This is a genomic window from Actinomycetospora soli (assembly GCF_021026295.1).
Lineage (GTDB): Bacteria > Actinomycetota > Actinomycetes > Mycobacteriales > Pseudonocardiaceae > Actinomycetospora > Actinomycetospora soli.
Genome location: NZ_JAJNDA010000021.1, coordinates 16054 through 29301, shown reverse-complemented (window position 1 = coordinate 29301; position 13248 = coordinate 16054). Strand labels below are relative to the sequence as shown.

The window sequence follows — 13248 nt, the reverse complement described above, 5'->3', positions numbered from 1 at the left end:
CATCCTTCACGTCGCGGGTGTCGATGACATGACCGACCGGCGCGCGCGGACGTGACCGGCGGTCCCAATCCGAGGAGTCGTCATGACCACCAGCACCGTGCTCGAGGCCCGCATGCCCAACCCCGCCGCCGTGCTGCCCGGGGTGGGCGAGGCGATCGGCGGCCTGATCGCGGCCACCCGCGCGGGCGGCCTGCCCGAGCCGCTGCTCGCGCTCGTCCACCTGCGGGTCAGCCTCGTCAACGGCTGCGCGTCGTGCGTGCACGGGGGCACCGTCGAGGCCCGCGCGAAGGGGGAGACCGACGAGCGGCTCGCGACCGTCGGGGTCTGGCGGGAGGCGCCGTGGTTCAGCGACGAGGAGCGGGTGGCGCTGGAGCTCGCCGAGCACGTGACGCGCCTCGCCGACACCGGGGACGCCGTGCCGGACGCGCTCTGGGCGGAGGTGGTGCGGGTGTTCGACGAACCGGCCCGCGCGGCGCTGCTGCTCTGGATCGCCGTGGTGAACCTGTTCAACCGCTGCAACGCCCCGGTCCGGCAGGTGGCCGGGACGGGGTGGTGAGCCGCGCCCGGACGTGGCAGGAAAGCGTCGTTGCTGTCACGAGGTGACAGCAACGACACTTTCCTGCCACCAGGGGGCCCACGCAGGGAGGGGCCTCAGGGCAGCGGTGTCAGCAACCGGTGCGGGGAGCGGAGGGCGACGCTCACCGGGTCCTCGCGCCGTCCCGGCCCGCCGACGGCGCGCACGACGAGGTCCGGCGGGGGCGGCACGGTGCCGCACGTCGGGCAGTGGCCGTCCGCGGTGGTGTCGGTGCCGCACGCGACGTGCGCGAACCGGCGCACCGAGCCGCCCGCCTCGGTCTGCGCCGCCTCCCCGAACGCCGCGAGGGACCGCAGCGCCGGCCAGAGCGGCCACGCGGCCTCGGAGACGCGGTAGGACCTGCCGTCGGGAACGAGGAGCCCGGCGGCGACGAGCCGGTCGAGGCGGTCGGACAGCACGGCCCGCGGCACGTCGAGTCGGGCGACGAGGTCGGCGAAGCGGTGGACGCCGAAGAAGCAGTCCCGGAGGACGAGCAGGGTCCAGCGGTCGCCCACGACCTCGAGGGCGCGCGCGATCGCACAGTCCTGCGCGGGATATCCCTGGCCGAGCGGCATGACCACGATCCTAGTTCAATGACCGAACCTCCGTGCTAGCGTCCCGGACCGTGCGGTCCCGAACCACGCTGGCCGTCGCCTCCGCCGCGACGTTCCTGGCGCTCGTCGTCTTCACCTCCACGCTGGCGACCATGCCCGCCACCGCGGCCGCGCTCGGCGCGGGCCCCGAGGGCCAGGCCTGGATCCTCAGCTCGATGAGCATCGGGCTGGGGGTGGCGCTGCTGCCGGCCGGGGCCGTCGCCGACGACCTCGGACGACGACGGGCGCTGGTCCTGGGGGCGCTCGTCCTCGCGGTCGGGTCGGTGCTGTGCGCGGTCGCGCCGAGCACCGCGGTCCTGGTCGCGGGCCGCATCGTCGCCGGGATCGGCGCCGCCGCGCTCGTCGCGTCCAGCCTCGGCCTGATCGGGCACGCCTTCCCCGCCGGGACCCCCGACGCGCCGCGCGCCAGCGGCATCTGGGGTGCCTCGCTCGGCGGCGGCATCGCGATCGGCCCGCTCCTCGCGACCGGCAGCGAGCGGCTCGCCGGCTGGACGGCGGAGTACTGGATCGAGGCGATCCTGGCGGTCGGACTCGCGGTGTGGGCGCGGCTCGCGGTCGAGGAGTCGAAGGCCGAGCACCCGCGGCCCGTCGACCTGCCCGGGGTGGCCCTGCTCGCCGTCGGGATCGCGCTGCTGCTCACGGGCCTCGTGGAGGCGCGTACCGGCGCGCTCCGGCCCGCGCCCGTCGCGCTCGTCGTGGGCGGCCTGCTCGTCCTCGTGGCGTGGCTGCTGGTCGAGCGTCGTCGGGCCGCGCCGATGATCGACCCGACGTTGTTCCGGTCGCCGCGCTTCCTCGCGATGATGCTGGCCGCCCTCGCGACCGGCATGGGCATCATCGCGACGACGTCGGTGCTGCTCTCCGTGGCCGAGCGCGGCCTGCGGGCCTCCGCCCTGGCGGCGGCCGCCGTGCTGCTGGCCTGGTCGGTGACGAGCGTCGTCACGTCCCTGCTCGCGCGGCGGCTGCCCGCCTCGATCAGCGGGCGCCTACAGATGGCGGTGGCGCTGCTGGTGGTCGCCGGCGGGCAGGCGCTGCTGCTGGGGGCGACGCCGGAGTCGTCGGTGTGGCGGTTCGTGCCGGGGCTGTTCGTCGCCGGGATCGCGAGCGGGGTGCTGAACGCCGCGTTCGGGCGGGAGGCCGTCGCCAGCGTCCCGGCGGGCCGGGCGGCGATGGGCAGCGGCGCGAACAACACCGCGCGCTACGTGGGGTCGGCGATCGGCACGACGGTCGTCGCGGTGATCGCCACCCGGCCGGGCCTCGCGCCCGGACCCACGGGGCTGCTCGGCGGGTTCGACGACGCCGTGGTGGTCGCGGGCGTGTTCTCGCTGCTCGGGGCGATCGCGGTGTTCGCCTGTCGCGGCGCGGGCCCCGAGCAGGCATCCTTGAAGGATGGACAAGGCAGCGCTCGCCGAGACCCAGGGCCCTCTCAAGCAGCAGTACCGTGACGACCCGGAGTCGGCCACCGTCGTGCTCAAGGCCGACGGTGACCTCGACGGCTCCGGCATCGCGTGTCGGGTGCAGACCGCCCAGGCCATGGTGGAGGCCGGCCTGCACCCCGCCACCGGCGGCACCGGGGAGCTCCTCTGCTCCGGGGACATGCTCCTCGAGGCCCTCGTGGCCTGCTCCGGGGTGACGCTGCGCGCGGTCGCCACCTCGATGGGCGTCGAGGTCCGCGGCGGCACGATCCACGCCGAGGGCGACCTCGACTTCCGCGGCACGCTCGGCGTGTCCAAGGAGGCCCCGGTGGGCTTCAAGGACATCCGGCTGTCGTTCGACCTCGACACCGACGCCGACGACGACACGCTCGCCACGCTGCACAAGCTGACCGAGCGGTACTGCGTCGTCTACCAGACCCTCGTGCGCTCGCCCGAGGTGTCGCTGACGCTGGACAAGCGCGAGGCCGCACAGGCCTGACCCACCCGCGGAACGACGAACGGGCCGCCCGCCACGATCTCTCGTGGCGGACGGCCCGTTCGTGCGTTCCGGGGACCCCTAGTCCGTGTGGTACGGGTCGTAGTGGATCTGCATGAACGGTGTCCCGGCGTCGAGCATCGCGGACACCGTGGAGCGGACCATGGGCGGCGAACCGGCCACGACCACCTGCCGGTCGGCCCACGCGCCGTAGCGCGCGACGACCTCGCCGAGGGTGCCGGTCTCCGCGCCGTAGCGGCGGCCGTCCTCCTCGACGACGGGCACGACGGTCAGCCAGGGGTTGTCCTGCGCCATCCGCCGTAGCGTGTCGATGTCGTAGAGCGAGCTCCACGTGCGGCCGCCGACGAACAGGGCGACCTTGCGGTCAGAGCCGTCGAGCATGAGCTGCTCGATGAGTGCGCGGCACGGGGCGAGTCCGGTGCCGCCGGCGACCATGAGCAGGTCGGCCCGCGAGCGCGGGTCAAGCGTCATCTGGCCCATGGGCGGGCCGATGCGCCACACGTCGCCGACGCGGGCGTGGGACACGATCGCCCGGCTCACCCAGCCGCCGGGGACGGTGTGGACGTGGAACTCCATCACGCAGTCGGGGCCGGGCGCGTTCGCCGGCGTGAGCGAGCGCCACATCCGGGGCCGCTGCGGGGTCTCGACCGTGACGTACTGCCCGGCCAGGTAGGGCACCGGCTGGCTGGTCTGCACCCGCACGATCGCGAGGTCGGGGGCGACCCGCCGGTGCTCCATCACCCGTGCCATCCAGACGGCGGGTCCGCGCTCGGCGTCCGCCGCGTCCCGCATCGCCTGCGAGACGACGCCGTAGGCACCGACCCAGGCGTCCTTGACCTCGGCGGTCCAGAGCGGACCCGCGATCTCGCCGAGCGCACCGAGCAGGGCCTCACCGACCCGGTCGTAGTGCTCGCCGATGACGCCGAATTTGCGGTGGTCGCGGCCGAGCTGGCGCAGGAAGACGCTCAGCTCGTCGGGCCGGTCCACCATCTGCACCACGTGGATGAGCGCGCGCAGCAGTCGAGTGCGCTGCAGCTCCATCGTCACGGGGAAGAGCTCGCGGGTCTCCGGCGCGATGCGGAAGAGCCAGCCGTAGAACAGCTGCGTGAGCTCGTCGGCGCGGGGCGCCACGGCCTCGAAGCTGGACCGGATGATCGCGACCATGTCCGCGGCGTCGTTCGACGCGGCCGCGGCCTCCCGCGGCTGCGGCAGCCCCACGCCCTCGGGCACGGCGTGGTTCGGGCCCGGGCCGGACAGCGCGGTGGTGCGGGGCGGCTCGTCGTGGCGCGTCGTGGACCAGCCGTCGGAGGCGTAGCCGCGGTCGGAGCCGTAGCCGCCGTAGCCCCCGGTCTCGGGGCCCCCGGCGTACCCGGTGGAGTGACCCCCGGACGAGTAGGCGTCGGGGCCGTAGCCGCCGGTGGCGTACCCGCCCGTCTCGTAGCCGCCGGTCTCGTAGCCGGACCCGCCGGTGTCGTAGCCGCCGGTGTCGTAGCCGCCGGTCTCGTACCCGCCGGTCTCGTGGCCGCCGGACCACGGGTTCGGCTCCGGCCGGGCCGACGGGAGGCCGGCCGGCGGGAAGGTGCTGCGGGGCGGGGGCGGGGGCACGGGTCCGCGACCCTGGGGGTGGCTCATCGTCGTCCCGTCGTCGCGCCGGTCGTCGGCGATGTCGAACACGGCGTCGTCGGGGTCGTAGGCCCCGGTCGTGTGGTGAGCGCGGCCCGCCGCGGGGTCGAACGGCCCGGCTCCGAAGGGGTCCCGGCCGCCGACCGCGGACCGGTCGAGCGCCGAGGCGCCCCAGTTCCCGGAGTGCTCCCCGGGCGTCCGACCCTCGCGGGGAGGTCCCGCGGGCCCGACGGGGCCGTGCCGGCCCGCGTCCGGACCGTTGTTCCTCGCTGCGGTCACGTCCGGTCGACTCCTCATCTCGCGATGACTCGCTCGCCCCCCGCCCGGCCACCCCGGCGGTGGGCACTGTGGCGCGACGCTACTCCGCGTCCGCCCACGAACGAGCAGGGTGGCACACGGTGCGGTCAGCGTACGGCCACGGCCGGTGAACGGCGACGTACGCACCGCCGTCGTGGGAGCCCGGACGACCCGTCGTCACTGGTCGTGGCGGGTCGACCGTTCTTCCGGTGACGTGATCGTCACTCGTCCGAGGTCGGCGCGTCCGTCCCGGGAGTGTCGGTCGTGTCCGTCGCGTCGGTCGTGTCGCGGTCGTCGGCCGCGGACGGCGTGGTGGTGACGGTCGGGCCCGCCAGCTCCGAGCGTTCCGCGACCCGCCGCGGCGCCGCCGTCGAGGTGGGCGTCGTCGTCGTGGAGCGCGGGGTGGCCGAGCGCGTGACGGTCGGGCGCGGCGGCCGGGTCGGCCGCGGCGTCGTGCTGCGGGTCGGTCGCGGCTTCGTCGTGGTCGTCGAGGTCGCGCTCGAGGTGGTCGTCGACGTGGACCGGGGCGTTCCCGACGACGGGTCGGTGCGGGCCGGGCCGCCCGGCGCCGCCTCGCGGCGGTCGTCCGGGCGCAGGAGGTCGGCGCCCGCGACCGCGGGGTCGAGGTCGGCCGTCTCCGGGGCACCGCCCGTCGTCGTGCCGGGGAGCTCCGTCGCGGGGTCGGCGAGGACCGGGGACGGGGCGGCGGGCAGCTGGCCCTCGGCGCCGGTGGGGGTCAGCCCGAGCGCGAGCCCCACACCGCCGACGCTGAGGGCCCCGAAGGCGGCGACGGCGGCGGGCAGGGCGGTGGACCGACGGCGCCGCTGACGGCGGGCCCGCGGCGCGGCCTCGTCGAGGAGGGCGGCCATCTCGTCGGCGCGGGCGCGCAGGTCGCTCGCGCGCACGCGTCCACGCGCGCCTCCCCAGGAGCCGCCGCCGTGCGTGCGACCCCGTCCGGTTCGGCTCACTGTCGGCCTCCCACCGTCGGTCTCGTCACGCTGGGTTCCCGCGACGACTACTGCCGGTCGTCGGTCAGGGTGCCAGAGCGACGGGGCTCCCGTCGCGCCCACCTGACACGGAGAGCACCAACGGGTGACACAGGGTGAGATGGGTCCGCCCTCGGGTGGGCATCGGGCGACCCCCTACAGTGGGCCGGTGTGACCGGTCACGATCGGGTTTCGGCTGCGCCGCCGGAGTGGTCGCTCGGCCGAAAGGTCGATCATTCGAGTCCGGCTCGCGGCTGACGTGAGTCCGAACGGCGAGATCCGCTGCGCGGTCGCGTCGGTGAGGATGGAGTCCGGGCGCGCGGGGGTCCGGCTCGGACGTCGTCGGGGACGACGTGCACGACCGATATGTCGACGACGTGGCTGAAGGCATCGGCGACGGACGCAGGACCTCGGAGCACACGGAGGTGGCATGGCGCGCGGGATGGCCACGATGGCCGTCGTCGAGAGCTCGGCGGACGCCGGCCCGACGAGCACCCCGGCGACCGGGACGCCGGCCGCGGCCGTCCCGGCGGACGCCGTGACCGCGGCGGTCGCGCCGACCGGGACGCCGGCCGCCCGGAGCGGCGACCCCGGGGTCGCCACGGCGCCGCTCGTGGCCGCGCCCACGGCCGCCGTCGCGCCGGTCGCGGCCCCGGCCGGGCCCGCGGTGGTGCCGACCCCGGCCGACGGCGCCGCGCGTCCCCGGCCGCGACCCCGGCCCGCGCCGTCCCCGGAGCCGGCCGGCCCCTCGTGGGGAGCCCCGGCCGCCGAGCGGACGTCGGGGGTGCCCGCCGTGGACCCGGCCGAGGCCGAGGAGTTCCTCCGGCAGTTCTTCGCCGAGGCCGAGGAGCCCGGCGCCACGACGGTGAAGGGCGAGGCCGCGGCGGAGGTGACGCTCGAGGAGCGGATCGCCGCCGTGCGCGACGAGATCGCCCGGACCGGCACCTACGTCCACACGACGGCCGAGCTGACGTTCGGGGCCCGGGTCGCGTGGCGGAACTCCGCGCGGTGCATCGGCCGCCTCTACTGGCGGAGCCTCCACCTCCGCGACCGCCGCCACGTGAGCGCGCCCGACGAGGTCGCCGCGGAGTGCGTCGGCCACCTCGACGAGGCCACGCGGCGCGGTCGGATCCGGTCCACCATCACGATCTTCGCGCCGGACACCCCCACCGCGCCGGGGCCGCGCATCTGGAACGAGCAGCTCATCCGCTACGCCGGCTACCGCACCGGCGGCCGGGTGCTGGGCGACCCGCGGCACGTCGGCTTCACCGACCACGCCCGCTCGCTCGGCTGGGTGCCGCCGTCGCCGATGGGGCGCTTCGACGTGCTGCCGCTGGTCGTCTCCGGCGGCGGCGAGTGGGCGGAGAAGGGCCCGCAGTTCGTCGAGGTGCCGGCCGAGTCGGTCCTCGAGGTCGACCTGCACCACCCCGACCACAGCTGGTTCGCCGACCTCGGGCTGCGCTGGCACGCCCTGCCGGTGATCAGCAACATGCGCCTGGACATCGGCGGCGTCTCCTACCCCGCCGCGCCGTTCAATGGCTGGTACATGGCGACCGAGATCGGCGCGCGCAACCTCGCCGACGCCGACCGCTACGACATGCTGCGCGAGGTCGCCGAGAAGATGGGCCTCGACACCTCCAGCGACCGCACGATGTGGCGCGACCGCGCGGCCGTGGAGCTGACGCTCGCGGTGCAGCACTCGTTCGACGTCGCCGGCGTGTCGATGGCCGACCACCACGGCGAGTCCGAGCGCTTCCTGCGCCACCTCGAGCGCGAGGAGCAGGCCGGGCGCTCCTGCCCGGTCGACTGGAGCTGGATCGTCCCGCCGATCTCCGGTGGCCTCACCCCGGTGTTCCACCGGTACTACGACGAGCCGACCGACACCGGACCGATGTTCCGGGTCGACCCGCAGGCCGCGGCGCGCGGGAGCGGCTGCCCGATCTGACGCCCCCTCCCGGTCGGCAGGAAAGCGTCGTCGTTGTCACGCGGTGACAGCGACGACGCTGTCCTGCCACGAGGGGAAGGGGCGCCTCAGCCCGCGTCGGCCACCAACCAGCCACCGTGGTCGTCGGACAGCCGGTAGGGCAGGCCGGTGCGCTCGCCGAGCTCCACCAGGTCGTCGCGGGTGAACCGGCGCAGGTGCCCGTAGACCGGGTCGGGGGTCTCCTCGTAGGGCACGGCCACGACGAGCCGGCGGCGGGCCACGCGCACCATCTCGTCCACGATCGGCCCCGACCCGTCCTCGGGCAGGTGCTCGAGCAGGTGGATCGCCGTCACGGTGTCCACCGACCGGTCCGCCAACGGCACCGCCCGGGCGTCGCAGGCGAGCGTGCGGAGCCGCTGCGCGGCCTCCGGGACCACCCCGGCCCGGGCGACGGCCGCGAGCAGCCGCATCGTGCCCGGCGTGTGGTCGGTGGCGACGACGTCGAGCCCCCGCTCGGCCATGAGCAGCGGGAGGAAGCCGAAGCACGCGCCGAGGTCGGCCACCGTGCGCCCCACGACCTCGCCGAGAGCCCGCGCGTGGACCGGGGCGAACCCGGCCAGCGAGGCCTCCGGGGGCAGCCCCACCGTCGGCGCCCCGCGCGGGTGGCGCAGGACGGCCAGGGAGTTGGCGTAGAAGGTCGCCCACGCCGTGAGCGGGTCGAGCACCGTGGAGCGCACGATGCCGGTGACCACCCGCTCGAACAGGGGCGCGGAGTCGATCACGTCGCCGAGCTCGTCGGCGACGAACGTGGAGATGTCGTCGTCGAGCTCGTCGGGCCGGAACCGGTGGAGCACGAGCAGCCGGTCGCCGAGCCGGTGGAGCTCGAAGCGGTCGGTGACGAGCTCCGGGGTGCGGCCCTCGGTGAGCCGCACCGGCACGGCGGCCCGGTCGAGGTGGCAGACGACGACCGGGCCGTTCTCCCACCGCCCCGGGACACCCGGGGCCAGCGGGTCGATCCGCAGCGAACCCGCCGCCGGGGTCAGCGTCATCAGCGACCGATCATCTCGGACACCATGTCGTGGCTGACCTCGGAGAGGCCGGTCAGGTCGCGGACCACGCGGATGCGGTCGCAGAACTCGGCGTACTGCGGCAGGTCGCAGGCGCCGAGGCCCCACGAGTACCGCGGCTCGGGGGTGAGCCAGATCGTCTCCCGGGCCCGCCGGGTGATCTCGGCGAACGCCTCGATGTTCGGGTCGTTCCCGTTGCCGCGGCCGTCGCCGAGCACGATCACGGTGGACCGGCGGTTGACCGCGGAGGCGTGGTCCTCGAGGAACGTCCCGAACGCCTCGCCGTAGTTCGAGTTCGCGTCGACGTCGAGCATGTCGCCGCCGAAGATCAGCCCGAGGGCGTCCTCGACGGTGTGGTCGGAGAACAGGTCGGTGACCTCGACCAGCTCGCCGACGAACGCGAACGAGCGGACCTGCCCGAACATGTCCTGCAGCCCGTGCACCAGGTGCAGGGTGAACCGCGCCGTCGCCCGCACCGACAGCGACACGTCGGCGAGGATCACCAGGCGCGGCTTGTCCTCGGTGCGGCTCACGGTCACCGGGGTGAACGGGATGCCGTCGAAGCGCATGTTGCGGCGCATCGTCCGGCCGGCGTCGATCCGGCCCCGGGGGGACTGCCGGCGCCGGTGGGTCAGGGCGCCGTGCAGGGTCTTCGCCAACCGCCGGAGCGAGTCCTCGAGCTGCTGGCGCTCGTGCTCCTCGGCCCGGTCCACCTCGGCCTTCCGGGCGTCCTCGTCGGCGTGCCTGCCGTCCATCACCCGCTGCTCGATCTCCATCAGCCGCTCGAGGTGCCGCTTGATGGCCTCGGGCAGGTTCTCGAGCATCCCGGCGAGCCGCCGGCGCAACGCCATCGCGTCGGACTCGTCGCCCTCGTCGTCGATCCCGTCCTCCACGCCCTGCAGCCACCCGAGCAGGGCCTCCTGCTGGGCGACGTTGAGGTCGGCGTCGACCTTGGTGCCCGACGACGTGGCGATGTCGCCGGGCAGGCCGCCACCGTGCAGGTGGTCGGTCTCGATCTGGACCTTCTCGCCGGTGTTGGTCTGGTCGGTGGCGCCGTCCTTGGAGAAGACGATCTCGTCGGTCATCGCCGCGAGGTCGATCTTGTTGGCCTCCTGGTGCAGGTTGTACTGCTGCGCCATGTCCTCCGGGTCGAAGAACTGCTTGATGTCGACCGGCTTGCCGTGCTCGTGGCCCTGCTCGGGGGTCTCCGACGGCTCCTCGGACAGCGTGAAGTCGTTGAGCGTGCCGTCGTCGGACAGATCCTCGTGGCCGTGCCCGTGGCCATGCCCGGTGTCGGTCTTCCCGATCTTCACCAGGGCGAAGAAGGCGTCGAAGATCTCCTCGAACGTCGCCTCGTCGCGGATGTCCTTGACCAGGGACACCTGCAGCGCGGCCTTGAGCGTCGCCCGGTCGGCGAGCACGCCCGGCTCGCGGGCGCACCGCATGGCGTCGAGGACCTCCGAGGTGGAGATCCGGACCTGACGGACACGCAGGAGCCGCACGAAGCGGTGGATCGTGGCCTCCATCGGGGGCCTCCCTTCGCTGGTGGGTCGACCCCGACGGCTAGAGCGCGCGCTTCTTGCCCAGCCCGAACGACCGGTTCCCCTGCGAGGAGCTGACCTTGCGCGGGTTCGTCGGGTTCTTGTCCGAGCCGGTGCGCGCGGCCTCCTGGTTGTCCCGACCCGGGGCGCCGTAGACCCCCGCGTGCCGGCCCGGCTCGTCCTTCGCCGCCCGGACCGCCCGACCGTCGGGACCGTCCTCGTCGTCGTGCACGGGCGCCGGTCCGGCGGAGCGGCCGTTGGTCGGGGCGTCGTGCGCGTGGTCGCCGTCGTGGCCGTGCCCGTGACCGTGTCCGTGGCCATGACCGTGCCCGTGCGCGTCGTCGATCGTCGCGTTGGGGTCGACGAGGCCGGGCAGGGCGTTGAGCGCCTTGGTCACGTCCTTGTCGTACTTCACGACGACGCTGACGGTGTCGGACAGGATCTGGGAGTTGAGGTCGTCGATGCCCAGCACCGCGAGCGTGCGGGCCCAGTCGATCGTCTCGGAGATCGACGGCGCCTTGCGCAGCTCGAGCTCGCGCAGCCCGCGCACCACCTCGACGAGCTCGCGCGCGGCGGCCTCGGGGAGCCCGGTGTCCTTGGACCGGACGATGTCGAGCTCGCGCTCCGCCGTCGGGTAGTCGAGGAACAGGTGCAGGCAGCGGCGCTTGAGGGCGGCCGCCAGGTCACGGGTGTTGTTGCTGGTCAGGATCACGTACGGCGCGTTCTTCGCGGCGAACGTGCCCACCTCGGGGACCGAGATCTGGAACTCGCCGAGCGTCTCGAGCAGCACGGCCTCGAGGGCCTCGTCGGCGCGGTCGACCTCGTCGATCAGCAGCACGACGGGCTCCTCGGACCGGATGGCCTCGAGCAGCGGGCGCGGGGCGAGGAAGCGCTCGGAGAAGAAGACGGAGTCCTGCGCGCCGATGCGGTCGACGGCGGTGGGGATGTCGGGGGCGTCCTCGACGACCTGCCCGATCTTCTCCCGCAGGATCTGGGTGTAGAGCAGCTGCTTGCCGTAGTCCCACTCGTAGAGGGCCTTGGTCTCGTCCTGGCCCTCGTAGCACTGCAGGCGCAGGAACCGTCGGCCGGTGGCGACGGCGAGCATCTTCGCGAGCTCGGTCTTCCCGACGCCGGCCGGGCCCTCGAGCAGGAGCGGCTTCTCGAGCCGGGTCAGCAGGAAGACGGTGGTGGCCAGCCGCCGGTCGGCGATGTAGCCCTGCTCGGCGAGCGCGGCGACGACGTCGTCGACGGACTCGAACGGTCCGGTGGTCGCCGTGGGCTCGGACGTGCTGGTCACGCGGGGTTCCTCTCCTGCGGGTGTCGATCGGGGAGACGCGCCGGTGCCCGGCGGACCGAGGAGGGTCCGCCGGGCACCGGGCACTACGTCGCTCAGCTGAGCAGGTCGTCCAGGTCGCCGTTGAGGCAGTGGTCGACCACGGGGCGCACCGTCGTGAAGGTGCACTCCTTCGGGTTGCCCGGGGTGCAGGCGTCACCGAGGACGTGGTTGGTGATGCGGTCCACGTCGGCGTCGTTGCCCGTGATGGTCTTCTCGTTCTCGTAGAACTTGGTCGGGCCCTGGCCCAGCCGGTTCTTCGAGTACGAGTCCTGGGTGACGTCGGTGAACTTCTCCGGGATGCCCACGTCGCGCAGGAGCCGGATGGAGGCGGCGAGCGCGGCCTCCGCGGCCTGCACGTCGGTCATGTGCGTGGTGTCCACGCCCATGGCGTCGGCGATCTTCGCGAAGCGCTTGTAGGCGACCGGCATGTTGAACGCCCACACGCGGGGGAGCGCGATGGCGTTGTTCAGGCCGTGGTGGGTGTCGTAGAACGCCGACACGGCGTGCGAGATCGAGTGGATGATCCCGAGGCCGCCGGAGTTGAACGCCTGGGCGGCGATGTACTGCGCGTACATCATGCCCTCGCGGCCGGGGAGGTCCTGGCCGTTCCACACCGCCTGGCGCAGGTTCTGCGCGGTGAGCTCGATGGCGCGCAGCGCGTTGCCGAGGCTCGGCTCGAAGTTCAGGCGCGAGACGTAGGGCTCACTGGCGTGCGCGAGGACGTCGAAGCCGCACTGGGCGGTGAAGTCGATCGGGCAGTCGTAGTAGAGCACCGGGTCGTCGATGGCCAGCGAGGTCACCGAGTTGTCGTCGAACGCGACGTACTTGTGCGGGTTGTTCGGGTCCGTCGTGGTGTCGGTGATGACGTAGGCCCACGAGGTCTCCGAGCCGGTGCCGGCCGTCGTCGAGACCGCGATGTGCGGCGGGTTCTTCGGGTTCTCGGACTGGTTGAAGCCCTCGAACTCGTTCACGTTGCGGCCGTCGTGGGCCACCGAGATGCGGGCGCCCTTGCAGGCGTCGTGCGAGGAGCCGCCGCCGATGGAGACGAAGCTGTCACAGGAGTTCTCCTGGTACAGCTTCACGGCGTCCATGACGTTGTAGTCCTTGGGGTTCGACTCGACCTGGTCGTAGATGACCGTCTCGATGCCGTGCCACTTCATGGACTCGCTGATCTTGTGGACGATGTCGGTACCGCGGAGGCCCGACGTCATGATCAGCGTCTTCTTGAAGCCCATCTTGAGGGCCTCGGGGCCGATCAGCTCGTGCGAACCCGGCCCGAGGAGCGCCCGGGGGAACGGGTGGAACTCCTTGATGGGGAACGGCTTGAGCAGCTCGTCGACCTGCATCGCGATCCTCT

11 protein-coding genes are annotated in these 13248 nt (G+C 73.6%); 4 read left to right on the top strand and 7 right to left on the bottom strand.

Going from position 1 to position 13248, the window contains the following annotated elements; all coding sequences use genetic code 11:
• The first annotated feature begins 82 nt into the window (after window positions 1–82).
• Window positions 83–556, top strand: coding sequence for a carboxymuconolactone decarboxylase family protein (locus LN037_RS26035; protein ID WP_230759002.1), 474 nt, complete (start codon window positions 83–85; stop codon window positions 554–556).
• A 95-nt stretch (window positions 557–651) separates the two neighbouring features.
• On the opposite strand, the gene LN037_RS26030 is transcribed toward LN037_RS26035, so the two are convergent.
• Window positions 652–1149 (bottom strand): winged helix-turn-helix transcriptional regulator, encoded by a 498-nt coding sequence (locus LN037_RS26030; protein ID WP_230759001.1) that lies wholly within the window; start codon window positions 1147–1149, stop codon window positions 652–654.
• A gap of 50 nt (window positions 1150–1199) precedes the next feature.
• On the opposite strand from LN037_RS26030, the gene LN037_RS26025 reads away from it, so the two are divergent.
• Window positions 1200–2630 carry an MFS transporter gene (locus tag LN037_RS26025; RefSeq protein WP_230759000.1) on the top strand — a complete coding sequence of 477 codons (1431 nt, stop codon included), beginning with the start codon at window positions 1200–1202 and terminating at the stop codon, window positions 2628–2630.
• A complete protein-coding gene (locus tag LN037_RS26020) occupies window positions 2575–3099 on the top strand; it encodes an OsmC family protein (protein ID WP_230758998.1) in 525 nt (174 codons plus the stop codon). Before LN037_RS26025 ends, LN037_RS26020 begins: the two co-directional genes overlap by 56 nt.
• 78 nt (window positions 3100–3177) lie before the next feature.
• Here the strand turns inward: LN037_RS26020 and LN037_RS34145 are convergent, their stop codons facing one another.
• Window positions 3178–4281: a globin domain-containing protein gene (locus LN037_RS34145; RefSeq protein WP_230759080.1), complete on the bottom strand. Its 1104-nt coding sequence runs from the start codon at window positions 4279–4281 to the stop codon at window positions 3178–3180.
• 977 nt (window positions 4282–5258) lie between these two features.
• Complete coding sequence (locus tag LN037_RS26010) at window positions 5259–5942, bottom strand: hypothetical protein (RefSeq protein WP_230758996.1); 684 nt, start codon at window positions 5940–5942, stop codon at window positions 5259–5261.
• 511 nt (window positions 5943–6453) lie between these two features.
• Between LN037_RS26010 and LN037_RS26005 the strand changes: the two genes are divergently transcribed.
• Window positions 6454–7968, top strand: coding sequence for a nitric oxide synthase oxygenase (locus LN037_RS26005; RefSeq protein ID WP_255694985.1), 1515 nt, complete (start codon window positions 6454–6456; stop codon window positions 7966–7968).
• Between the two features lie 86 nt (window positions 7969–8054).
• On the opposite strand, the gene mftM is transcribed toward LN037_RS26005, so the two are convergent.
• The 4 genes from mftM to mdo all read right to left on the bottom strand — a co-directional run bounded on the left by mftM (window position 8055) and on the right by mdo (window position 13237).
• Window positions 8055–8996 carry a mycofactocin oligosaccharide methyltransferase MftM gene (mftM, locus tag LN037_RS26000; protein ID WP_230758994.1) on the bottom strand — a complete coding sequence of 314 codons (942 nt, stop codon included), beginning with the start codon at window positions 8994–8996 and terminating at the stop codon, window positions 8055–8057.
• Window positions 8996–10540, bottom strand: a complete 1545-nt coding sequence (locus tag LN037_RS25995) for a VWA domain-containing protein (RefSeq protein ID WP_230758992.1) — start codon at window positions 10538–10540, stop codon at window positions 8996–8998. The genes mftM and LN037_RS25995 overlap by 1 nt, the downstream gene beginning before the upstream one ends.
• 37 nt (window positions 10541–10577) lie before the next feature.
• Window positions 10578–11852, bottom strand: a complete 1275-nt coding sequence (locus LN037_RS33200) for an AAA family ATPase (RefSeq protein ID WP_308286189.1) — start codon at window positions 11850–11852, stop codon at window positions 10578–10580.
• A gap of 92 nt (window positions 11853–11944) precedes the next feature.
• Window positions 11945–13237, bottom strand: a complete 1293-nt coding sequence (gene mdo, locus LN037_RS25985) for an NDMA-dependent methanol dehydrogenase (RefSeq protein ID WP_230758991.1) — start codon at window positions 13235–13237, stop codon at window positions 11945–11947.
• Window positions 13238–13248: the final 11 nt, after the last annotated feature.